Raw genomic sequence first — 20,159 nt, 5'->3', positions numbered from 1 at the left:
ATGGCGGGGATCGAGACCATCGGCGTGGTCGGCGCCGGCGCCTGGGGCACCGCGCTCGCCAATGCCGCCGCCCGCGCCGGCCGCCGCGCCGTGCTGTGGGCGCGCGACGAAGCGCAGGTCATCGACATGGCGGCGCGCCGCGAGAACGAGCGCGCTTTGCCCGGCATCCGCTTCGACGACCGGGTGGCGGTGACGGCGCGCCTCGCCGAGGCCGCGGCGGCGGACGCGGTGCTGCTGGTGGTGCCGGCGCAGGCCTGCCGCGAGGTGGCGCGCGCGCTGGCGCCGCTGGTCGCGCCGGGCACGCCGCTCGTCTGCTGCGCCAAGGGCATCGAGCGCGGCACGCGGCATTTCATGAGCGAGGTGCTGGCGGCCGAGGCGCCTGCCGCCGCCCCCGCCGTGCTCTCCGGGCCGAGCTTCGCCAGCGACGTGGCGGCGGGCCTGCCCACCGCCGTCACCCTCGCCGCTTATGAGGCGGGCCTCGCACAGCGGCTGTGCGACGCGCTCGGCGGCCCGGCGCTGCGGCTCTATTACTCCACCGACGTGCGCGGCGTCGAGATCGGCGGCGCGGCGAAGAACGTGCTCGCCATCGCCGCCGGCATCGTCGAGGGGCGCCGGCTCGGGGCGAGCGCCAAGGCGGCGCTGATCGCCCGCGGCTTCGCCGAGCTGGTGCGCTTCGGCCGCGCCTTCGGGGCGAAGCCGGCGACGCTCACCGGCCTGTCGGGGCTCGGCGACCTGATCCTCACCGCCTCCGGCCCGCAGTCGCGCAACTTCGCGCTCGGCCAGGCGCTGGGCGCGGGCGCGGCACCGCAGGGCAAGCTCGCCGAGGGCGCCTTCACCGCCAAGGTGCTGGTGGAGATGGCGGGCACCGCCGGCATCGACATGCCCGTGAGCGCGGCGGTGGACGCGGTGCTGTCCGGCCGGCTGACCGTCGACGGCGCCATCGACGCGCTGATGGCGCGGCCGCAGAAGGCGGAGGCGTAACGCCTCAGGCCAGGCCCAGCCGGACGAAGGCGGCGCCCATGTCGGCGCGCACCGCGCGGTCGGCCGCGGCCGGCATCATGAAATCCTCGCCGGCGCGGAACGCGGCTTCGCCATCCGCATGGGCGAGCGCGAGGCGCAGCGCGCCCACCAGATCGTAGACGCCCCAGGGCAGGCCGGCATCGTGCAGCGCCGATTGCAGCGCGCTCTGCACCAGGCCCCGCACCGCCCGGTGCGCGCCCGACACCGGCACGTCCTCGGCGCCGCCGCACAGGGCCGAGACGCACGCCTCCTTGTCGAACGAGGCGTGGCCCCGGCAGGCCATGGGCCGCACCGGATAGATCACGCACAGGCCCTCGGCGAGAAACGGGCATTCGCGGCCGAGCGCCATGGGATGCGCCGGTTCCTCCGCCGGCCCGGCGCCGGCAAGGCGGCCCCGGAGGTCCACCCCCACTCTGCCGAAGCCACCGGCCATGGCGCGCACATAGCGCGCCACCATCAGCACCTCCGGCATGGTCGCCACCACCTGGAGCTGGCAGCAGGTGCCGCAGCCCTTGTGGCAGGCGAGCTGAGGCATCCCCTCGGTCTCGACCTCCACATTGTGCTCGAAGGAGCTGAACGCCTGCATCCACATGCGGTCGAGCAGATCGGGCCGGCCCGCGAAGCGGGCGAGCGTATCGCGAAAGGCGGCGCGCTGGGCGTGGAAGAAGTCCGCCGGACCGGGGCCGTCGCTGGAAGTGCTGGAGGCCATGCGCCGCTCCCGTGCGCGGCGCCGCCGCGGCGCCGATCGGAAGACGGCTAAGCCGCGCCGGCCGGCGCCGCATTGAGCGAGCGCAACGGCCGGCGGGCAAAGGGGGGAGCCGGGGGCCGGCTCAGAAGCAGGTGAGCGCGTCGGAGAAATGCTCCACCTGGGGCGGGCTCGCGAAATGCGGACTGGCGAGGCGGCGCCATTCCTGGAATTCCGGCGCGCCGCGGAAATGGACGGTGTGGTCCTCGACCGTGTCCCACTTCACCACCAGCACGTAGCGGCTGGGGTTCTCCACCGAGCGCTGGAGCGCCATGCCCGAGCAGCCGCGCGCCTTCTGGAAATAGGGGGCGGCCTCCTTCACGGCGGCCTCGAAGGCGGCTTCGCTGCCTTCCTTCACCTCGATCACGGCTCTCTCATAGACCATGCGTCTTCTCCCTGGCGCCCGTCGTCCGGCGCGCCGGCACCATAGCCACGCGGCACGGCGAGGCAAGGCGGCGAAGGCACCCCGGCCGACTGGAACGGAGCGTCAGCGTAGTGGAAGGAGAGCCGGGGCCCGGCGCAAGGGATGCGCCGGAGGCGGCCATGCCCGCCGCAGGCTGTGCACCAGAGGTTTGGCCGGCTTCGCCGGGCTTTCCCCTGGACCCCGGCTCGGCGCTCCGGCTGCGCCGTCGCTTGGCCGGGGAGCGGCTCCGGCTGCGCCGTCGCTGGCCCGGGGCACGGGCGCCGGCCTTGCCAAGCCTCATTGAAGCCGGCAAGACGGAGGCCTTGCGGTCGGCCGCCCGGCCGCCTGTCCTGCCCCCTTATCCCAGCCGCGAGCGCGCCATGGCCCACTGGCTCTACAAGTCCGAACCGTTCAAGTGGTCGTGGGAGATGCAGGTGAAGGCCGGCGCCAAGGGCACCCACTGGGACGGCGTGCGCAACCACCTCGCCAAGCAGCAGCTGATGGCGATGAAGAAGGGCGACAGGGGCTTCTTCTACCACTCCAACGAGGGCAAGGAGATCGTCGGCATCGTCGAGGTCATCAAGGAGGCCTATCCCGACCCCTCCGACGAAACCGCCAAGTTCGTCATGGTCGACATCAAGGCGGTGAAGGCGCTGAAGACGCCGGTGACGCTCGCCGCCATCAAGGCCGAGCCGCGCCTCCACGAGATGGCGCTGCTGAAATATTCCCGCCTCTCGGTGCAGCCGGTGACCGACGCGGAATGGGACATCGTGTGCGCCATGGGCGGCCTTTGAGCCGCGCCATCGCCGATCCCGAAGCGTTCATCCGCGCCGAGACGCGCCTGCGCCCCGTCCCGCTGGTGCCCGAGATCGCGCTTCACGTCGCCGACGAGGCGGTGCCGATCTGGCACCGCACAGAGGAGGAACTGGGCGAGATGGGCCTGCCACCGCCCTTCTGGGCCTTCGCCTGGGCCGGCGGCCAGGCGCTGGCGCGCCACGTGCTCGACCATCCCGGCCTGGTGGCGGGCCGGCGGGTGCTGGACTTCGCCTCCGGCTCCGGCCTCGTCGGCATCGCCGCCATGAAGGCGGGGGCGCTGAGCGCGGACTGCGCCGACATCGACCCGTTCGCGCGCGCCGCCATCGCCCTCAACGGGGCGTCGAACGGCGTCGCGCTCACGCCGCGGGGCGCGGACCTGATCGGCGCGGACGAGGGCTGGGACGTCGTGCTCGCCGGCGACATCGCCTATGAGCGCGACCTCGCGGCGCGCGTGTTCGCCTGGCTGCTGGCGCTCGCGGCGCGCGGGGCGGTGGTGCTGATCGGCGACCCGGGGCGCACCTATCTGCCGAAGGACCGGCTGGAGAAGCTCGCCGACTACAGCGTGCCGGTGACGCGCGAGCTGGAGGACATGGAGATCAAGCGCACCAGCGTCTTTCGGCCGCGCGCCTGACCCGGCGGGGAACCATCGCCGCGCCCGCGCCGTTGCCCTTGAAACCCGAACGAGGAGGCGCGGCGATGGACGTTCACGAGATCTGGCGCAAGATGGCCAAGCAGCGCGACTGCATGCTGGTGGACCGCGACGGCGAACGCCTGCGCGCACGGCCCATGGCGCCGGTAGTCGAGGCGGAGGCGCGCACCATCTGGTTCGTCACGGACCGGCGCAGCGCCAAGGACGACGAGATCACCCGCGATCCGCAGGTGTGCCTGACCTTCGTGGACCATTCGGACCACTTCCATCTCTCGGTGTCCGGCCGGGCACGCGTGGTGGAGGACCGGGCGAAGGTGAAGGACATCTGGTCCGCCTACATGGAGGCCTTCTTCCCCGGCGGCCCGGACGATCCGAACGCCATCCTGCTGAAGGTCGAGCCCGAGGCGGCGGAATACTGGGACGGCAAGGGCGACATCGCCAGCGCCTTCGAGCTGGCGAAGAGCATGGTCACCGACACGCCCCCCGATCTGGGCGACAACGCCAAGGTCCGCCTCTGAGGCTGGGGCGGCCTTCCCCCACCGTCGCCCTTTGCCCCGCACCGCGCCCCCTCGCCTCGTCGGCCCACTCACCACCGTCGCTCTCACCGCCGTCGCCTCCGACTTGATCGGAGGGCCCATGCTGCGGCCGGGCGCGCGGCGCGAAGGTGCCACGGACGCTCCGGTCAAGCCGGAGCATGACGGCGGTCTAGGGAGACGCGGCGGGCTCTTGCCCCCCGCCGCACGTCTCGCTGCCTACGCCTTCCGCGCGAACAGCGCGGCCACCGCGGCCACCAGCCAGCCCAGGATCATCAGCGTTCCGCCGAACGGCGCGCTGCCGCCCAGGAGCTTGACTTCCATCAGGGCGCGCGCCGCCAGGTCGCCGGAAAAAAGCAGGCCGCCGAGCGCGATCAACCCCGCGGCGATGACGAGGGCCGCGCGCCCGCGCCCGAGCTGGAGCGCCACGGCGACGAGGCCGGCGATAGCGGCGGCGTCGAACAGCAGGAAATGCGAGGCCGTGGCGAGATTTTCCCCGCCGCCCACATGGGCCGCGGCCGCCGCGGCGGCGACGCCCGCCGCGCCCATCAGGCCAGCGACGAGGAGGAGAAGGCGACTGAAGAGGTCCATGGGATGCCTCGCTCGCGGGGGCGCGCGCCGTCCGGCAGCCCTCGCGCACCTGTCTACATGCCGGCGGCCGCGCGGGGAAACCGGGCGCCCTGCGGCATGGCGGAGCACCCCTGCACCGCCCCGCGCATCCGGGGCGACGAAGGGCTATAAACCCAAAGTCTGCCTTGCGGTGCCTTGTGGAGGCGCAGCCTCCTCACCATAATCCGCCGCAAGAATGCACGGCTGAAGCTGTGCGCGTGCACAGGCGGGCTCACGCCCGTGTCAGGGAGGCAAAGGCCATGTCCGACAAGGTGTATGACGTTCCGGCCGCGTGGGCGCACAAGGCCTATGTGGACGATGCCAAGTACAAGGCCATGTACGAGGCCTCGGTGAAGGACCCGAACGCCTTCTGGGCGGAGCATGGCAAGCGGATCGACTGGTTCCACCCCTTCACCAAGGTGAAGAACACGTCGTACGATCCCGGCCACGTCTCCATCAAGTGGTTCGAGGACGGCATCACCAATGTCGCCTACAATTGCGTCGACCGGCACCTCGCCGAGCGCGGCGACCAGGTGGCGATCATCTGGGAAGGCGACGACCCGTCCGAATCGAAGAAGATCACCTACCGCGAGCTGTCCGCCGAGGTGAACAAATTCGCCAACGTGCTGCGCAACCGCGGCGTGGAGAAGGGCGACCGCGTCACCATCTATCTGCCGATGATCCCCGAGGCGGCCTATGCCATGCTCGCCTGCGCGCGGCTCGGTGCCGTGCATTCCGTGGTGTTCGGCGGCTTCTCTCCCGACAGCCTCTCGGGCCGGGTCGCGGACTGCGCGTCGAAATGCATCATCACCGCCGACGAGGGCCTGCGCGGCGGCCGCAAGGTGCCGCTGAAGGCCAATGTGGATGCCGCCATCAACCTGCTGCCGCCCGACAGCGTGGACCATGTGGTGGTGGTGCGCCGCACCGGCGCCGCGGTGGACATGACGCCCGGCCGCGACGTCTATTACGACGAGGCGGCGGCGCTGGTGACCGACGAATGCCCGGCCGAGCACATGAACGCGGAAGACCCGCTGTTCATCCTCTACACCTCCGGCTCCACCGGCAAGCCGAAGGGCGTGCTGCACACCACCGGCGGCTATCTGGTCTATGCGTCCATGACGCACCAGTACGTGTTCGACTATCACCCCGGCGAGATCTACTGGTGCACCGCGGACGTGGGCTGGGTGACCGGCCACTCCTACATCCTCTACGGACCGCTCGCCAACGGCGCCACCACGCTGATGTTCGAGGGCGTGCCCAACTATCCGAGCGTCTCCCGCTTCTGGGAGGTGATCGACAAGCACCAGGTCAACATCTTCTACACCGCCCCCACCGCGATCCGCTCGCTGATGCAGGCGGGCGAGGAGCCGGTGAAGAAGACCTCGCGGTCCTCCCTGCGCCTGCTCGGCTCGGTGGGCGAGCCGATCAATCCCGAGGCCTGGGAGTGGTACCACCGCGTGGTGGGCGACAACCGCTGCCCGATCGTCGACACCTGGTGGCAGACCGAGACCGGCGGCATCCTCATCACCCCGCTGCCGGGCGCCATCAAGCTGAAGCCCGGCTCGGCCACCCTGCCGTTCTTCGGCGTGGTGCCCGAGGTGGTGGATGCGGAAGGCAAGGTGCTGAGCGGCGCCTGCGAGGGCAACCTCGTGATCGCCGATAGCTGGCCGGGCCAGATGCGTACTGTCTATGGCGACCACGAGCGCTTCGAGCAGACCTATTTCTCCACCTATCCCGGCAAGTACTTCACCGGCGACGGCTGCCGGCGCGACGCGGACGGCTATTACTGGATCACCGGGCGCGTGGACGACGTCATCAACGTCTCCGGCCACCGCATGGGCACCGCCGAGGTGGAGAGCGCCCTCGTCGCCCATCCGAAGGTGTCCGAGGCCGCAGTGGTCGGCTTCCCGCACGACATCAAGGGCCAGGGCATCTATGCCTATGTGACGCTGATGGCGGGCGAGGAGCCCACCGAGGCGCTGCGCAAGGAGCTGGTCGCCTGGGTGCGCAAGGAGATCGGCCCGATCGCCTCGCCGGACCTGATCCAGTTCGCGCCGGGCCTGCCCAAGACCCGCTCGGGCAAGATCATGCGCCGCATCCTGCGCAAGATCGCCGAGGACCAGTTCGAGAGCCTCGGCGACACCTCGACGCTGGCCGATCCCGGCGTGGTGGACGACCTCATCTCCAACCGCCAGAACAAGCGCTCCGCCGCCTGAGGCGGAGCGTCCTCCAGCGGAACGTCATCCAGGGAAACGTCATGGCCGGGCTTGTCCCGGCCATCCACACCTTGCGGCCGGGGGCGCGACGTCGATACCGGCCGCCACAGTCCGCGCGGCCCCTGCCTCTCAGGCCATCCGCTGCGCCGCGGCGGCATGCGCCGGCGGCACCGGCTCCAGCACGGCGGCGGGGATCTCCTCCATGGCGTCGAACAGGTGGTCGGGCCGCGCCGCCTCCAGCACGTCGCGCCGCATATAGCCCCAGGAGACCGCGCCGCAGGCGATGCCGGCGCGCCGGGCGGCGGTGATGTCGCGCGTCTCGTCGCCGATGCACAGCGCCTCGCGCGGCATGACGCCCTGCTGCGCCAGCACGCGGGCGAACTTGCGCGCCTTGCCGAACAGCGCCGCGCCGCAGGCGAACTGGTCCACCCGGCCGGAGATGCCCGGGCCAAGCACGTGGCGCACCGTCTCCTCGCCGTTGGAGGAGACCACCGCCACCTTCACCCCGGCCTCGTCCAGCGCGGCGACGATGGCCTCGGCTCCGGGGAACAGGCGGAACGTGTCCTTCTCGCGCTCGGCGCGCTTCCTGAGGTGGCGGGCGATCAGCGGCACCTTCCAGCGGGCGATGGCGAGGTATTCGAGCAGCTCGCGCGCGTCGAGCCCGCGCATGAAGTGCGTCTCCTCCGGCACCGCGCGCCGGAAGCGGAAGCGGTCGGCGGTGGGATTCACCACCGTCGCGAACCAGGGGAAGGTGTCCGCGAGGGTCCCGTCGAAATCGAAGATGACGAGCCGGTAAACCGGTTTCGGCGGGAAGGCGGGGACGATCTCCATAGGTCGGAAGATGGCGGCTTCGCCTCGCTGGGACAAGCGCGCAACTGCATGCAATAGAGAAATTTATGCGGCAAATTGCTCAATTTTTAATCGGTATGTTCACGCTCCTGGCAGACGTGCGGCGCACGGCCACACCAACTCATTGAAAAATAAAACGACTACAATTGGCATGGCGGTTGCACAAAGGAACATCGAGTTGGTGGCTAGGGTTCCGGCGTCCCCAGATCGGGGGGGCGCGCTGGTCCGAGAGCTGCCACCGCGCCGGGAGACATCCGGCACGGGTGCACGGCGGGACAAAAGCCCGGGAGACCTCAGTGGCCAAGGAATTGGCGGCACTGGTCTCGCCAATTCCCAATCGTTCGACGCGAACCGAAGGGGAATTTCATGCGCACGCCATTCTCGATCCAGCACCGCCTCAAGTCCTGCGCCACCGGCCTCCTCGGCGCGATTGCGCTCGTCGGCCTCGCGCTCGCCGCCCCGCCGGCGCTCGCCGCGCCGAAGAAGGAATTCAAGGTCGCGTGGTCGATCTATGTGGGCTGGATGCCCTGGGGCTATGCCGCCGACGCCGGCATCGTCAAGAAGTGGGCCGACAAATACGGCATCAAGATCGACGTCGTGCAGTTCAACGACTACGTGGAGAGCATCAACCAGTACACCGCCGGCGCCTTCGACGCGCTCACCGTCACCAACATGGACGCGCTCTCCGTGCCGGCCGCCGGCGGCGTCGACACCACCGCGGTGATCGTCGGCGACTTCTCCAACGGCAATGACGCAGTGATCCTGAAGGGCAAGAAGGACCTCGCCGCCATCAAGGGGCAGAAGGTCAACCTGGTCGAGTTCTCGGTCTCCCACTATCTGCTCGCCCGCGCGCTCGAGTCCGTGAAGCTGCGCGAGCGCGACGTGAAGGTGGTGAACACCTCCGACGCCGACATGGTGGCCGCCTTCAAGACCAAGGACGTGACCGCGGTGGTCACCTGGAACCCGCTGGTGTCCGAGATCCTCGGCGACAAGGGCGCGCACAACGTGTTCGATTCGTCGAAGATTCCCGGCGAGATCATGGACCTCATGGTCGCGAACACCCAGACGCTCAAGGACAATCCCGACTTCGGCAAGGCCCTCGCCGGCATCTGGTACGAGACGACCGCTTTGTTCACCGCCGACACGCCCGAGGGCAAGGCCGCGCGCGAGGCCATGGGCAAGGCCTCCGGCACCGACCTTGCCGGTTTCGAGGCCCAGCTCGCCGCCACCAAATTGTTCGCCAAGCCCGCCGAGGCGGTGGCCTTCGTGCGCTCGCCGGCGGTGGGCACCACCATGGACCTGGTGCGCAAGTTCCTGTTCGCCAAGGAGCTGCTCGGCTCCGGCGCCAAGTCCGCCGACGCGGTGGGCATCGAGCTTCCCGGCGGCAAGGTTCTGGGCGCCGCGAAGAACGTGAAGTTCCGCTTCTCCGACACCTATATGGGCATGGCCGCCGACGGGAAGCTGTGAGGCGGGGGCGTTCTTCCTCGCGCCCCGGACAAGCGAAGGCGCAGCCTGAGCGCTGATCCGGGGCCCAGCGCAAGACTCCCCGCGCAGCGGGCAAAACCCAGGGCGGTCGGGGTTCAGAAGCGCCTTCGGCGGTTCCTTGCGCTGGGCCCCGGCTTGACCGGAGGACCCAGGGGATGCCGCGGCTTCCCCTCTCCCCTTGCGGGAGAGGGTGCCGAGTGCAGCGAGGCGGGTGAGGGGTCCGCGCGACGCACACGCCTTCCTCCGCCCCCGGCGCCGCGACACCCCTCACCCTGCCCTCTCCCACAAGGGGAGAGGGTGGCCCGGCGGCGGGGCCGCCGCGCAACACGCAACACACAGGAGCCGCGCGGATGCGCCTCATCAATGTCAGGCCGGACCGGGGAACGGCGCTGGTGCTCGCCATCCTGCCGTTCGCGCTGGTGATCCTCGCTTACGTGCTGGGCTCGGCCGAGCGCCTCGCGCTGAACCCGGACGACAAGCTCCTGCCGAGCTTCGGCACCATCGGCGACGCCATCGTGAAGATGGCCTTTACCGCCGACAACCGCACCGGCGACTATCTCCTGTGGTCCGACACCGCGGCGAGCCTCGGCCGGCTCCTTGCCGCGCTCGCCATCTCCACCGCCGTCGCACTCGTGGTGGGCGTGCTGATCGGCATGCTGCCCGCGGTGCGGGCCTTCCTCGCGCCGTTCGTCGGCATGGTCTCCATGGTGCCGCCGCTGGCGCTGCTGCCTATCCTGTTCATCGTCATGGGGCTCGGCGAGGAATCGAAGATCGCGCTGATCGCCATCGGTATCACGCCCTTCCTCATCCGCGACCTCGCCATGCGGGTGGAGGAACTGCCGCACGAGCAGCTCATCAAGGCGCAGACCATGGGCGCCTCCTCCTGGCTGATCGCGCTGCGCGTGGTGCTGCCGCAGATCGCCCCGCGCCTCATGGACGCGCTGCGCCTCTCGCTCGGGCCGGCCTTCCTGTTCCTGATCGCCGCCGAGGCGATCGCCTCCGACAGCGGCCTCGGCTACCGCATCTTCCTGGTGCGGCGCTATCTCGCCATGGACGTGATCCTGCCCTACGTCGCCTGGATCACGCTGCTCGCGGTGCTGATGGACTTCGCGCTCGTGAAGGCGCGGCGCCTCATCTTCCCCTGGTTCGGAGCCGCGAAATGACCGCCATCAGCGTGCGCCACCTGTGGAAGGAATATGGCGACCAGATCGTCCTTGAGGACATCTGCCTCGACTTCGCGCCGCGCTCCTTCGTCGCTTTGGTCGGCCCCTCCGGCTGCGGCAAGACCACCTTCCTGCGCATTCTGCTGTCGCAGGAGCACGCGACCCGCGGCGAGGTGCTGATCGACGGCCGCCCCATCGCTCCCGAGCCGGACGCGGACCGCGGCGTCGTGTTCCAGCGCTATTCGGTGTTCCCGCATCTCACCGTGCTCGGCAACGTGCTGCTCGCCGCGGAACTCGCCGAGGCGCCGCTCTCGGGCCGCCTGTTCGGCGCCCGCCGCCGGCAGGCAGAGGAGGAGGCGCGCGCGCTGATCGCCGAGGTCGGCCTCAAGGGCGCGGAGGACAAATATCCCGCCGCCCTCTCCGGCGGCATGCAGCAGCGCCTCGCGCTGGCGCAGGCGATCATGCGCAAGCCGAAGATCCTGCTGCTGGACGAGCCGTTCGGCGCGCTCGACCCCGGCATCCGCGCCGACATCCACGTGCTCATGAAGGCGCTGTGGAACGCCTGCGAGATGAGCGTGGTGATGGTGACGCACGATCTGCGCGAGGCCTTCACCCTCGCCACCCGCATCATCGCCTTCGAGCGTCGCCGCAATCGCCCGGAAGAGGCGGCGCGCTATGGCGCCACCGTCGCCAAGGACATCGAGGTCTGGCCCAAGCGGATCGCGGGCACGCGCAACCCGGCAACCGGAGTGGGCGGCAGCCCCGACACCCCTCACAGCCCCGGCCGGGACGACCCGGCCACTTCCTCGGGCACCGGCCGGGACGACCCGGCGCTGAAGACGGCTTGAGGAGACAGAAATGACCGTCAGCGTCGAAACCCAGACCTTCATCGCAGAGAACAAGCGCCGCTACGAGGAATTGAAGGCCGCCGGCCAGCAGCATGCGCCCAAGGCCCTGCCCGGCCCGACGCCGCGCGGCTCGGCTTCCATCATGCCCGGCGCGGTGCTGCACACCGAGACCATTCCCGGCGGCTGGTACTCGTCCACGCCGCTGAAGGCGGGCGAGGCCTTGCGCATCCATCTGGCGCACGGGCCAGCGGCGGTCTCCATGATCGCCTGGTCAGCCACCGACGCCTCCGAGCGGCTGAACTATGCCGACACGGTGAAGGTGCAATGGACCTCTGCCCTCGGAAAGGGCCGCGTGCTGTTCTCCGACATGGGCCGGGTGATGTTCTCCCTCATCGAGGACACCACCGGCATGCATGACGTGCTGGTGGGCGGCTCCACCCCCGCCTCCAACCGCGCCCGCTATGGCGACACCGTGCTGCGCAACACCCGCGACAACTTCATCCTTGAAGCGCTGAAACGCGGCCTCGACAAGCGCGACATCCCGCCCGCGCTCACCTTCTTCGCCCCCGTGCGCACGGACGCGGAGGGCAATTTCCGCTGGATCGAGGACGCACGCCAGCAGGGCGATTTCGTGGACCTGCGGGCGGAGATGGACCTCATCGTCGCCCTCTCCAACTGCCCCCATCCCATGGACCCGGCGCCGGACTATGCCCCGCCCCCGGTGGAGGCCATCCGCTTCCAGCCGCCCGCCCCCGCCGCCGACGATCTGTGCCGCACCGCCACCATCGAGGCCGTGCGCGGCTTCGAGAACAACGCGCGCTGAGGGAGGCATTCATGACCCGGTTCTTTGCTTCTCCCGTCCGCGATGCGTCTTCTGCTTTGCGCGATTACTTCGTGCCCGCCAACGCGCCCTTCTCCTGCCTCGTGAAGGCCGGCGAGAGCGTGCGCATCGTCGATCTCGAAGGTCAGCAGGCGGTGGATACCTTGTTCTACAAGGCCGATGACTTCGCCGAGCGCTATTCCTCGCAGGATACGCTGCGGGTGCAGGGCTCGGCCTATGTCTCCACCGGCACGAAGCTGATCTCCAGCGAAGGCAATGTGATGCTGACCGTGACGGCCGACACAAGCGGCCGTCACGACACCTCGGCGGGCGCCTGCTCGTGCGAGGCGAATACGGTGCGCTTCGGCCATCAGGTGAAGTATCTGCACGCCTGCCGCGAGAATTTCGTGCTCGAAGTGGCGAAGCACGGCATGACGAAGCGGGACATCGTGCCCAACATCAACTTCTTCATGAACGTGCCGGTGGAGCCCACCGGCGAACTCGCCATCGTGGACGGCATCTCCGGCCCCGGCGACTATGTGGAGATGCGCGCGGAGATGGATGTTCTCCTCGTCATCTCCAATTGCCCGCAGATCAACAATCCCTGCAACGGCTTCAACCCGACGCCCATCCAGGTGCTCGTGTTCGGCGCGGAGGATTGAGATGTTCTCGAAAATCCTCATCGCCAACCGCGGCGAGATCGCGCGGCGGGTGATCCGCACCGCGCGGGCCATGGGCATCAGGTCCGTGGCCGTGCATTCGGATGCCGACCGCTTCACCCGCGGCGTGCTGGAGGCGGACGAGGCCGTGCGCCTCGGTCCCGCACCGGCCGCCGAGAGCTATCTGAACGTCGATGCCGTCATCGCCGCCTGCAAGGCGACGGGGGCTGAGGCGGTGCATCCCGGCTACGGCTTCCTGTCGGAGAACGTTCGCTTCGCCAAGCGCCTCGCGGAGGAGGGCATCGCCTTCATCGGCCCGAAGCCGGAGCACCTGGAAGCCTTCGGCCTCAAGCACACCGCGCGCGAGCTGGCCAAGGCGAGCGGCGTGCCCCTGCTGCCGGGCACCGACCTCCTCGACAGCGCGGAAGAGGCGCTGAAGGCGGCGGAGGCCATCACCTATCCGGTGATGCTGAAGTCCACCGCCGGCGGTGGCGGCATCGGTATGCAGCTCTGCCACACGCCGGAGGAATTGCGCGACGCGTTCGAGCGCGTCCAGCGCACGGCCCGCGCCTCCTTCGGCGATGCGCGCGTCTATCTGGAGCGCTTCGTCTCGGAAGCGCGCCATGTGGAGGTGCAGATCTTCGGTGACGGCAAGGGCCGCGTCGTGGCGCTGGGCGAGCGCGACTGCTCGCTCCAGCGGCGGAACCAGAAGGTGGTGGAGGAAACCCCCGCTCCCCTCCTCTCCGACGCGGTGCGCGCCCGCCTCCACGCCGCCGCCGTGCAGCTCGGCGAGAGCGTCAGTTACGAGAGCGCCGGCACGGTGGAGTTCATCTACGACCCGGCGCGGCAGGAATTCTATTTCCTGGAGGTGAACACCCGCCTGCAGGTGGAGCACCCCGTCACCGAGGCGGTGTTCGGCATCGACCTCGTGGAATGGATGATCCGACAGGCGGCGGGGGAAGACCCCATCGCCGCTGCCGGCCCGCTCGCGCCCAAGGGCGCGGCGATGGAGGTGCGCGTCTATGCGGAAATTCCCCACGCCAATTTCCAGCCCTCCGCCGGCCTGCTCACCGAGGTGAAATTCCCCGCGTGGGCGCGCATCGACGGCTGGATCGAGACCGGCACGGAGGTGACGCCCTTTTACGATCCCATGCTCGCCAAGGTGATCGTAAAAGCGGACGACCGCCCCGGCGCCATCGCCGCTTTGCAGAAGGCGCTCACCGAAACCTCCATCTGCGGCATCGAGACGAACCTTCAATATCTCTCGGCCATCGCCGCCTCCGACCTCCTCGCCTCCGGCAAGGTGGCGACCACCGCGCTGAAGGACTTCGCCTTCTGCCCCACCAGCGTGGAAGTGGTCGTGCCCGGCGCGCAATCCAGCCTTCAGGAATTCCCGGGGCGGCTGAATTTGTGGCACGTGGGCGTGCCGCCGTCCGGCCCCATGGACGAACACTCCTTCCGCCGCGCCAACGCCCTCGTGGGCAACGCCGAGGTGGCGTGCGCGCTGGAAATGACCGTCAACGGCCCCACCCTGCGCTTCCACGACGATGCGGTTGTGGCCATCTCCGGCGCCCACATGCCGGCGAGGCTCGACGGCGCCGTGGTGCCGCACGACGCCGCCTTCCCGGTGAAGGCGGGGCAGATGCTCGCCGTCGGCACCATCGAGGGTGCCGGCCAGCGGGCCTATCTGGCGGTGGCCGGGGCCTTCCAGGCGCCGGAAGTGCTGGGCTCGCGGGCGACCTTCGCGCTGGGCCAGTTCGGCGGCCATGCCACCGGCACGCTGAAGGCGGGCGACGCGCTCCACCTCGCACCCAAAGCCGAGCGTCCGACCGGCCCGGCGGCGCAAGTGCCCGCCCCCGCCCCGCTGACGCGGGACTGGGAGATCGGCGCCGTCTACGGCCCCCACGGCGCCCCGGACTTCTTCCAGGACGACGATATCGCCGACCTGTTCTCGGCCACCTACGAGGTGCATTTCAACAGCGCCCGCACCGGCGTCCGCCTGATGGGGCCGACGCCCCGCTGGGCGCGCACCGACGGCGGGGAGGCGGGGCTCCACCCCTCCAACCTCCACGACAACGCCTATGCCATCGGCGCCATCGACTTCACCGGGGACATGCCCATCATCCTCGGCCCGGACGGCCCCTCCCTGGGCGGCTTCGTCTGCCCGGCGGTGATCGCCCGCGACGAGCAGTGGAAGATGGGCCAGCTGAAGCCCGGCGACCGTGTGCGCTTCCTCCCCCTTCCCCGGCCGGAAGACCCCATCGCCGGACCGTCCATCGTCGGCGCGCCGGAGGAGACCTCCTCCCCCATCCTCGCCATCCACGAGGACGGGCCGGTGCGCGTGGTCTATCGCCGGCAGGGCGACGACAATCTGCTGGTCGAGTTCGGCGACATGCACCTCGACGTGGCGCTGCGCCTGCGCGCGCACCTCATGGCCGAGGCGGTGCAGCAGGCGAGGCTCCCCGGCCTCATCGACCTCACCCCCGGCATCCGCTCGCTGCAGATCCATTATGACGGCGCGAGCCTGCCCCGCACCAAGCTGCTCGACGCCCTCGCGGAGATCGAGAAGGGCCTGCCGGCGGCTGAGGACGTGGTGGTGCCGAGCCGCATCGTCCACCTGCCGCTGTCCTGGAACGACCCGCAGGCGCAGCTCGCCATGCGCAAGTATCAGGAGCTGGTGCGGCCCAATGCGCCGTGGTGCCCGGACAACATCGAGTTCATCCGCCGCATCAACGGGCTCGAAAACGAGCAGGCGGTGAAGGACATCATCTTCGGCGCCAGCTATCAGGTGCTGGGGCTGGGCGACGTCTATCTCGGCGCGCCGGTGGCGACCCCCATCGATCCGCGCCACCGCCTCGTCACCACCAAGTACAACCCGGCCCGCACCTGGACGCCGGAAAACGCCGTGGGCATCGGTGGCGCCTATATGTGCATCTATGGCATGGAGGGGCCGGGCGGCTACCAGCTGTTCGGCCGGACCATCCAGATGTGGAACACATGGCGGCGCACGCCTGCGTTCGAACACAACCCGTGGCTGCTGCGCTTCTTCGACGAAATCCGCTTCTTCGAGGTCTCCCATCAGGAGCTGATGGAGGCGCGCGCCGCCTTTCCGCACGGGGCCTATCCCGTGCGCATCGAGGAGAGCCGCTTCTCCTATGCGGACTATGCCGCGAACCTTGCCGCCAATTCCGGCGCCATCGCCGCCGGCAAGGCCCGCCAGCAGGCCGCCTTCGAGGCGGAGCGCGCGCGCTGGAAGGCGGAGGGGCTGGACTCGTTCGTCGTCGAGGACGGCGCCGGGATGCTGGGCGAGGGCGAGATGCCCGACGGCTGCTTCGGGGTTTCCGCCAACGTGCCGGGCAATGTCTGGAAGGTGCTGGTGGAAGAGGAAGCGGTGGTCGCCGTGGGCGACACCATCGCCATCATCGAGAGCATGAAGATGGAGATTTCCATCACCGCCCACGCGGCGGGACGGGTGCGGGAAATCCGCGCCGCGCCCGGCCGCACCGTGCGTTCCGGCGACGTGGTCGCCGTGCTGGAAGATTTGTGAGGATGCCCATGACCACGCGCACGCCGCTCAGCGGCCGTCTCCTCGCCCCCGAGGGCTCAGGCACCCTGCCCGCCGCCGAGGCGGTGCCCATCGCCGTGGTGGGGGCCCACCTTTCCGGCATGCCGCTCAATGCCGAGCTGATCGAGGCCGGCGGCGTGCTGCTGAAGCGCTGCCGCACGGCGCCGGACTACCGGCTCTACGTGCTGCCGGACACCAGCCCCATGAAGCCGGGCGTGGTGCGCGCGCCGGGCTTTTCCGGGCCGGGGCTGGAGGTGGAGGTGTGGGCGCTCGCGCCCGACGCCTTCGGCCGCTTCGTCGCCCGCATCCCGGCGCCGCTGGGCATCGGCAAGGTGCGCCTGGAGGATGGCACGGAGGTGCCCGGCTTCCTGTGCGAGGCCCATGCGGTGGCGCAGGCGCAGGAGATCACCGCGCTCGGCGGCTGGCGCGCCTTCATGGCCTCCCGCGCGGGCTGAATGAGCGGCGGCCGCGGCTCAGTGGCCGTGGCCGTCGCCATGCCCGTGGCCGCCTTGGCCATAGACCGCTTGCGGGTCGAAGCGCGGCGCGTCGTCGGTGAAGGCGAGCCGCGTTTCCGGCGAGGGCGCGGCGCCGAGCGGCACGGTGCGGTAGAAGCAGGAGCGGCGCCCGGTGTGGCACGAGGCACCGGTGCCGCCCACCTCCACCTTGATGACCACCGCGTCCTGGTCGCAGTCGATGCGCATCTCCTTCACCGCCTGCACATGGCCGGAGGTCTCGCCCTTCTTCCAGAGCCGGCCGCGCGAGCGGCTGAAATAGTGCGCCTCGCCGGTTTCGATGGTGAGCGCCAGCGCCTGCGCATTCATGTGCGCCAGCATCAGCACCTCGCCGGTCGACGCGTCGACGCAGACGCAGGTCACGAGCCCCGCCGCATCGAAGCGGGGCGAGAGCACTGTGCCCTCTTCAAGCGCGGCACCCCGCGCGGGCGGGGCGAAAGGGGAGGTGTCGGCGCTCATGGTGCGATCCTGGCGCGAGAGAAATCCCGCCGGATGCTGGCGCGGGATTTCAATAGCATGAAGGTTTGAAGACGATGAGGGCGCGCAGAACTTGTTATCGTTCGATGCGCGCCCTGCCATCGCGAGATGGTCTTGCAAGCCCGATATACGGGAACTGCACAGATGTAGGTGCTCGCCGGTGGCGCGTCAATCCACAAGCCCCAATGCCGCAAGGACGCCCTTGCGTATGCTTGCGAGGTCGTCAGCCGATATCATCGGTGCCTCGAAGCGACGATGACCCACATGGAATCGATCCAGCCGGGCAAAGCTGACGCTGCTCACCAGATCGCACTTCGCCCAAACCGGAAGATCGTCTGGCTCATTCGGGTGGTAGTTCTTCAGAAGCCGCACGTGAAAAGGCTGCATCGAGCGCGGCTCGGTGGTGCTCGTCGGAACGACCATGGCGAGCTGGTCGCGATTGGCGAGACGGGGAGTGATCACGACCACGGGTCGGCGCTTGTTTATTTCAGGTGGCACCGCGCCCCGGAAATCGCACATCAGCAGCGTGCCAGCCCGCGGATGAAAATTGATGCCCATGCGGTCGCCGGCAGTTGCTGCGCTCCGGATCGGGACGATCCGCGCATCCCTGAATAGGTCCAGCGGAATATAGCAACTTGGGGCCGGAACCGAACAAAAAAGACTGTCCGCCGCCCCTACCGCCCCCCGCGCAGCAGCGTGATGAAGCGCACCTGCTCGGCCGGGTCGTCGCGGAAGATGCCGGTGAACTGGGTGGTGATGGTGGAGACGCCCTGCTTGGCGATGCCGCGCATGGACATGCACATGTGCTCGGCCTCGATCATCACCGCCACGCCGCGCGGGCGCAGGCCCTCGTCGAGCGCGGTGATGACCTGCGAGGTCAGATGCTCCTGAGTCTGCAGGCGGCGGGCATAGATTTCCACCACGCGGGCGATCTTGGACAGGCCCACCACCCGCTCCACCGGGAAATAGGCCACGTGCGCCTTGCCCACGAACGGCACCATGTGGTGCTCGCAGTGGGAATGGAAGGGAATGTCGCGCACCAGCACGAAGTCGTCGAAGCTGCCGATCTCGCCGAAGGTGCGGTCGAGCAGCGCGGTCGCGTCCTCGCCATAGCCGGAGAACAGCTCGTCATAGGCCGCCACCACCCGGCGCGGCGTGTCGAGCAGGCCCTCGCGGGCGGGGTCCTCGCCGATGTAAGCAAGCAGGGTGCGAACCGCCGCCTCCGCCTCGCCGCGCGACGGGCGCGGCGTGCCGTCCGGCAGCAAGGGGGCGATGGTCTGGTGCAGGACGGCGGTGGTGCCGGGCTCCTCGGCCTCGGTCCCGATCTTCGCCCGGCGCGCCGCCTCCTCGGCGCGCGCCTTCGCCTCCTGCTCGGCCTGAGCCATGAAGAGCTTCACCACCGCGTCCATGACCAACTCCGTTCGACCCTCACGCTGACGCGAGAGGGAGTGTCACCGGGTGTCGGCTACGCACGCGCGGGTCCTCGGGATCATCCGCGCCCCGCCGATCGTTCGGCGGCGGCCTTGCCGTCCTCGTTCCATCCGGGTGCGCCGGAAGGCGCAGACCCAGCTTAATCATGCTGCCGCGCGCCCCGTGGCGCAAGGGGAGCCGCCGGAGCGGCCTTGCGCGCCGGCCTTCAAACCGGCCGGCGCGCGCTATATATATGCGGACATGCCGCCGCCGGAAGAGGCGTCGGCGCAAGGACGGAACCGGCCCAGCCGGCGGGAATGCCCATGCTCGACGACGTCTACAATGCCCGCATCCTCGCCCTCGCGGCCGACATCCCCCGGCTCGGGCGGCTCGACGCACCTGAGGCGAGCGCCCGCGCCCATTCGCGCCTGTGCGGCTCCACCGTGACCATCGACCTGGTGCTCGACGGCGATAAGGTGGCCGACTTCGCCCATGAGGTGCGCGCCTGCGCGCTCGGGCAGGCCTCCTCCTCGCTCATGGCGCGGCACATCATCGGCGCCACCACCGCCGAGCTGCGCGCGCTGCGCGAGAGCGTGGCCCACATGCTGCGGGAGAACGGCCCGCCGCCCGAGGGCAAGTGGGCGGACTTCGCGGTGCTGGAGCCGGTGCGGGAGTATCGCGCCCGCCATGCCTCGACCCTGCTCACGTTCGATGCGGTGGTGGATGCCATCGGCCAGATCGAGGCCGCGCGCGCCAAGGCCGCCGCCGCCGCGGAGTGAGCCTCAAACCGGGGCCGGCTGCGCCGCGATCGCCTCAAGCGCGGCCGTCGCGGCGGCATCGAACGCCGCGTCCAGCGCCGCCGAAACGCCCGTGAGCCCGGCCGCCACCTCGCGTGCCCAGGCCACATAGGCGACGGCGCGGGCCGCCTCCCAGTCCACAGGCGGGTCCTCGGCGAGGGAGCGCAGGTTCGCCACCTTGTCGGCGAGCTTCAGCAGCTTGCCGCGCGCCGACAAATGCGGGGCGTGGACCACCTGGAGCCGCTTGCGCTCCTCGGGCGCGAGCGCCTTGTCGTCGGTGACCTCGGCCACGAGATGGGCCACATCGGCGCCGAAAGTGGCGGCGATCTCGGCCAGGGCGACGCCCTGGTCCTCCACCACGTCGTGGAGCAGAGCGGCGGCGACCAGTTCGGCATCCGCGCCGCCGGTGGCCTCGCTCACCAGCAGTGCCACCTCCGCGAGGTGGTTCACGTAGGGCTCGGCGCGGCGGCCCTTGCGGCGCTGGTCGGTGTGGCGCAGCGTCGCGAAGGCGAGCGCGCGCACGGCCAGGGCAAGAGGTGCGGGCGCGGCGTCCGCCAAGGGATCGGGCTGCGGCGCAAGTCGG

At 69.9% G+C, this 20,159-nt stretch carries 20 protein-coding genes, 1 pseudogene and 1 riboswitch; of the genes and pseudogenes, 13 read left to right on the top strand and 8 right to left on the bottom strand.

All coding sequences use genetic code 11. The features are described 5' to 3' along the window. Entirely contained in the window at positions 1 to 981 is a 981-nt protein-coding gene (locus D9R14_RS14940) for an NAD(P)H-dependent glycerol-3-phosphate dehydrogenase (protein WP_121624136.1), read from the top strand. 4 nt (positions 982 to 985) lie between these two features. Here D9R14_RS14940 and D9R14_RS14935 read toward each other — a convergent pair whose 3' ends face one another. Together D9R14_RS14935 and D9R14_RS14930 are read right to left on the bottom strand one after the other, a co-directional pair. Then, positions 986 to 1,729: a YkgJ family cysteine cluster protein gene (locus D9R14_RS14935; protein WP_121624135.1), complete on the bottom strand. Its 744-nt coding sequence runs from the start codon at positions 1,727 to 1,729 to the stop codon at positions 986 to 988. A 121-nt stretch (positions 1,730 to 1,850) separates the two neighbouring features. Continuing rightward, positions 1,851 to 2,150, bottom strand: coding sequence for an antibiotic biosynthesis monooxygenase family protein (locus D9R14_RS14930; RefSeq protein WP_121624134.1), 300 nt, complete (start codon positions 2,148 to 2,150; stop codon positions 1,851 to 1,853). A gap of 398 nt (positions 2,151 to 2,548) precedes the next feature. On the opposite strand from D9R14_RS14930, the gene D9R14_RS14925 reads away from it, so the two are divergent. The 3 genes from D9R14_RS14925 to D9R14_RS14915 all read left to right on the top strand — a co-directional run bounded on the left by D9R14_RS14925 (position 2,549) and on the right by D9R14_RS14915 (position 4,151). Further along, a complete protein-coding gene (locus D9R14_RS14925; protein ID WP_121624133.1) occupies positions 2,549 to 2,962 on the top strand; it encodes an EVE domain-containing protein in 414 nt (137 codons plus the stop codon). Then, positions 2,959 to 3,615, top strand: a complete 657-nt coding sequence (locus D9R14_RS14920; RefSeq protein ID WP_394096744.1) for a class I SAM-dependent methyltransferase — start codon at positions 2,959 to 2,961, stop codon at positions 3,613 to 3,615. The genes D9R14_RS14925 and D9R14_RS14920 overlap by 4 nt, the downstream gene beginning before the upstream one ends. A 65-nt stretch (positions 3,616 to 3,680) precedes the next feature. Further along, positions 3,681 to 4,151 carry a pyridoxamine 5'-phosphate oxidase family protein gene (locus tag D9R14_RS14915; protein WP_121624131.1) on the top strand — a complete coding sequence of 157 codons (471 nt, stop codon included), beginning with the start codon at positions 3,681 to 3,683 and terminating at the stop codon, positions 4,149 to 4,151. A gap of 234 nt (positions 4,152 to 4,385) precedes the next feature. On the opposite strand, the gene D9R14_RS14910 is transcribed toward D9R14_RS14915, so the two are convergent. Further along, entirely contained in the window at positions 4,386 to 4,757 is a 372-nt protein-coding gene (locus D9R14_RS14910; RefSeq protein ID WP_121624130.1) for a DUF423 domain-containing protein, read from the bottom strand. A 278-nt stretch (positions 4,758 to 5,035) separates the two neighbouring features. Here D9R14_RS14910 and acs point away from each other — a divergent pair, with 278 nt between their 5' ends. Further along, positions 5,036 to 6,991: an acetate--CoA ligase gene (acs, locus tag D9R14_RS14905; RefSeq protein WP_121624129.1), complete on the top strand. Its 1,956-nt coding sequence runs from the start codon at positions 5,036 to 5,038 to the stop codon at positions 6,989 to 6,991. A gap of 129 nt (positions 6,992 to 7,120) precedes the next feature. On the opposite strand, the gene D9R14_RS14900 is transcribed toward acs, so the two are convergent. Beyond that, on the bottom strand, positions 7,121 to 7,858 hold the full coding sequence (locus tag D9R14_RS14900) for an HAD hydrolase-like protein (RefSeq protein WP_245420819.1): 738 nt from the start codon (positions 7,856 to 7,858) through the stop codon (positions 7,121 to 7,123). A gap of 156 nt (positions 7,859 to 8,014) precedes the next feature. After that, positions 8,015 to 8,132: riboswitch (guanidine-I (ykkC/yxkD leader) on the top strand. Between the two features lie 74 nt (positions 8,133 to 8,206). Here D9R14_RS14900 and D9R14_RS14895 point away from each other — a divergent pair. The 7 genes and pseudogenes from D9R14_RS14895 to D9R14_RS14865 all read left to right on the top strand — a co-directional run. Then, on the top strand, positions 8,207 to 9,307 hold the full coding sequence (locus tag D9R14_RS14895) for a putative urea ABC transporter substrate-binding protein (protein ID WP_121624127.1): 1,101 nt from the start codon (positions 8,207 to 8,209) through the stop codon (positions 9,305 to 9,307). A 368-nt stretch (positions 9,308 to 9,675) separates the two neighbouring features. Then, on the top strand, positions 9,676 to 10,488 hold the full coding sequence (locus D9R14_RS14890; protein WP_121624126.1) for an ABC transporter permease: 813 nt from the start codon (positions 9,676 to 9,678) through the stop codon (positions 10,486 to 10,488). Continuing rightward, complete coding sequence (locus D9R14_RS14885) at positions 10,485 to 11,336, top strand: ABC transporter ATP-binding protein (protein WP_121624125.1); 852 nt, start codon at positions 10,485 to 10,487, stop codon at positions 11,334 to 11,336. Before D9R14_RS14890 ends, D9R14_RS14885 begins: the two co-directional genes overlap by 4 nt. Before the next feature lie 10 nt (positions 11,337 to 11,346). Next, positions 11,347 to 12,159 carry an urea amidolyase associated protein UAAP1 gene (locus tag D9R14_RS14880; protein ID WP_121624124.1) on the top strand — a complete coding sequence of 271 codons (813 nt, stop codon included), beginning with the start codon at positions 11,347 to 11,349 and terminating at the stop codon, positions 12,157 to 12,159. Between the two features lie 11 nt (positions 12,160 to 12,170). Continuing rightward, the gene (locus D9R14_RS14875; RefSeq protein WP_121624123.1) at positions 12,171 to 12,818 is read left to right on the top strand and encodes an urea amidolyase associated protein UAAP2; all 648 of its coding nucleotides are present in this window, start codon (positions 12,171 to 12,173) and stop codon (positions 12,816 to 12,818) included. Position 12,819: 1 nt separating this feature from the next. After that, on the top strand, positions 12,820 to 16,362 hold the full coding sequence (uca, locus tag D9R14_RS14870; protein ID WP_121624122.1) for an urea carboxylase: 3,543 nt from the start codon (positions 12,820 to 12,822) through the stop codon (positions 16,360 to 16,362). A gap of 47 nt (positions 16,363 to 16,409) precedes the next feature. Next, positions 16,410 to 16,835 (top strand): annotated as a pseudogene (locus D9R14_RS14865) (allophanate hydrolase-related protein); the annotation flags it as partial. Positions 16,836 to 16,853: 18 nt separating this feature from the next. Here D9R14_RS14865 and hisI read toward each other — a convergent pair. From hisI to folE, 3 genes are all read right to left on the bottom strand, one after another. Beyond that, the gene (hisI, locus tag D9R14_RS14860) at positions 16,854 to 17,351 is read right to left on the bottom strand and encodes a phosphoribosyl-AMP cyclohydrolase (protein WP_121624121.1); all 498 of its coding nucleotides are present in this window, start codon (positions 17,349 to 17,351) and stop codon (positions 16,854 to 16,856) included. A 186-nt stretch (positions 17,352 to 17,537) separates the two neighbouring features. Further along, positions 17,538 to 17,927 (bottom strand): type II toxin-antitoxin system PemK/MazF family toxin, encoded by a 390-nt coding sequence (locus D9R14_RS14855; protein ID WP_121624120.1) that lies wholly within the window; start codon positions 17,925 to 17,927, stop codon positions 17,538 to 17,540. Between the two features lie 116 nt (positions 17,928 to 18,043). Beyond that, positions 18,044 to 18,778, bottom strand: coding sequence for a GTP cyclohydrolase I FolE (gene folE / locus D9R14_RS14850; RefSeq protein WP_184759659.1), 735 nt, complete (start codon positions 18,776 to 18,778; stop codon positions 18,044 to 18,046). Between the two features lie 324 nt (positions 18,779 to 19,102). On the opposite strand from folE, the gene D9R14_RS14845 reads away from it, so the two are divergent. Continuing rightward, entirely contained in the window at positions 19,103 to 19,558 is a 456-nt protein-coding gene (locus D9R14_RS14845; protein ID WP_121624201.1) for an iron-sulfur cluster assembly scaffold protein, read from the top strand. 3 nt (positions 19,559 to 19,561) lie between these two features. Here the strand turns inward: D9R14_RS14845 and D9R14_RS14840 are convergent, their stop codons facing one another. Continuing rightward, a complete protein-coding gene (locus D9R14_RS14840; RefSeq protein WP_245420818.1) occupies positions 19,562 to 20,134 on the bottom strand; it encodes an HD domain-containing protein in 573 nt (190 codons plus the stop codon). Between the last annotated feature and the right edge of the window lie 25 nt (positions 20,135 to 20,159).

The organism is Xanthobacter tagetidis, from assembly GCF_003667445.1.
Classification (GTDB): Bacteria; Pseudomonadota; Alphaproteobacteria; order Rhizobiales; family Xanthobacteraceae; genus Xanthobacter; species Xanthobacter tagetidis.
Note: the sequence above shows the minus strand (reverse complement) of the source record. Positions and strands in the feature narration are given on the sequence as shown.

What these genes read in the sequence shown, in the direction of transcription:
- folE (WP_184759659.1), bottom strand. Translation starts at nt 18,778, where the DNA reads ATGGACGCGGTGGTGAAGCTCTTCATGGCTCAGGCCGAGCAGGAGGCG.
- uca (WP_121624122.1), top strand. Translation starts at nt 12,820, where the DNA reads ATGTTCTCGAAAATCCTCATCGCCAACCGCGGCGAGATCGCGCGGCGG.
- D9R14_RS14895 (WP_121624127.1), top strand. Translation starts at nt 8,207, where the DNA reads ATGCGCACGCCATTCTCGATCCAGCACCGCCTCAAGTCCTGCGCCACC.
- D9R14_RS14940 (WP_121624136.1), top strand. Translation starts at nt 1, where the DNA reads ATGGCGGGGATCGAGACCATCGGCGTGGTCGGCGCCGGCGCCTGGGGC.
- D9R14_RS14910 (WP_121624130.1), bottom strand. Translation starts at nt 4,757, where the DNA reads ATGGACCTCTTCAGTCGCCTTCTCCTCCTCGTCGCTGGCCTGATGGGC.
- D9R14_RS14930 (WP_121624134.1), bottom strand. Translation starts at nt 2,150, where the DNA reads ATGGTCTATGAGAGAGCCGTGATCGAGGTGAAGGAAGGCAGCGAAGCC.
- acs (WP_121624129.1), top strand. Translation starts at nt 5,036, where the DNA reads ATGTCCGACAAGGTGTATGACGTTCCGGCCGCGTGGGCGCACAAGGCC.
- D9R14_RS14880 (WP_121624124.1), top strand. Translation starts at nt 11,347, where the DNA reads ATGACCGTCAGCGTCGAAACCCAGACCTTCATCGCAGAGAACAAGCGC.
- D9R14_RS14915 (WP_121624131.1), top strand. Translation starts at nt 3,681, where the DNA reads ATGGACGTTCACGAGATCTGGCGCAAGATGGCCAAGCAGCGCGACTGC.
- D9R14_RS14935 (WP_121624135.1), bottom strand. Translation starts at nt 1,729, where the DNA reads ATGGCCTCCAGCACTTCCAGCGACGGCCCCGGTCCGGCGGACTTCTTC.
- D9R14_RS14875 (WP_121624123.1), top strand. Translation starts at nt 12,171, where the DNA reads ATGACCCGGTTCTTTGCTTCTCCCGTCCGCGATGCGTCTTCTGCTTTG.
- D9R14_RS14845 (WP_121624201.1), top strand. Translation starts at nt 19,103, where the DNA reads ATGCTCGACGACGTCTACAATGCCCGCATCCTCGCCCTCGCGGCCGAC.
- D9R14_RS14855 (WP_121624120.1), bottom strand. Translation starts at nt 17,927, where the DNA reads ATGGGCATCAATTTTCATCCGCGGGCTGGCACGCTGCTGATGTGCGAT.
- D9R14_RS14885 (WP_121624125.1), top strand. Translation starts at nt 10,485, where the DNA reads ATGACCGCCATCAGCGTGCGCCACCTGTGGAAGGAATATGGCGACCAG.
- D9R14_RS14925 (WP_121624133.1), top strand. Translation starts at nt 2,549, where the DNA reads ATGGCCCACTGGCTCTACAAGTCCGAACCGTTCAAGTGGTCGTGGGAG.
- D9R14_RS14890 (WP_121624126.1), top strand. Translation starts at nt 9,676, where the DNA reads ATGCGCCTCATCAATGTCAGGCCGGACCGGGGAACGGCGCTGGTGCTC.
- hisI (WP_121624121.1), bottom strand. Translation starts at nt 17,351, where the DNA reads ATGAGCGCCGACACCTCCCCTTTCGCCCCGCCCGCGCGGGGTGCCGCG.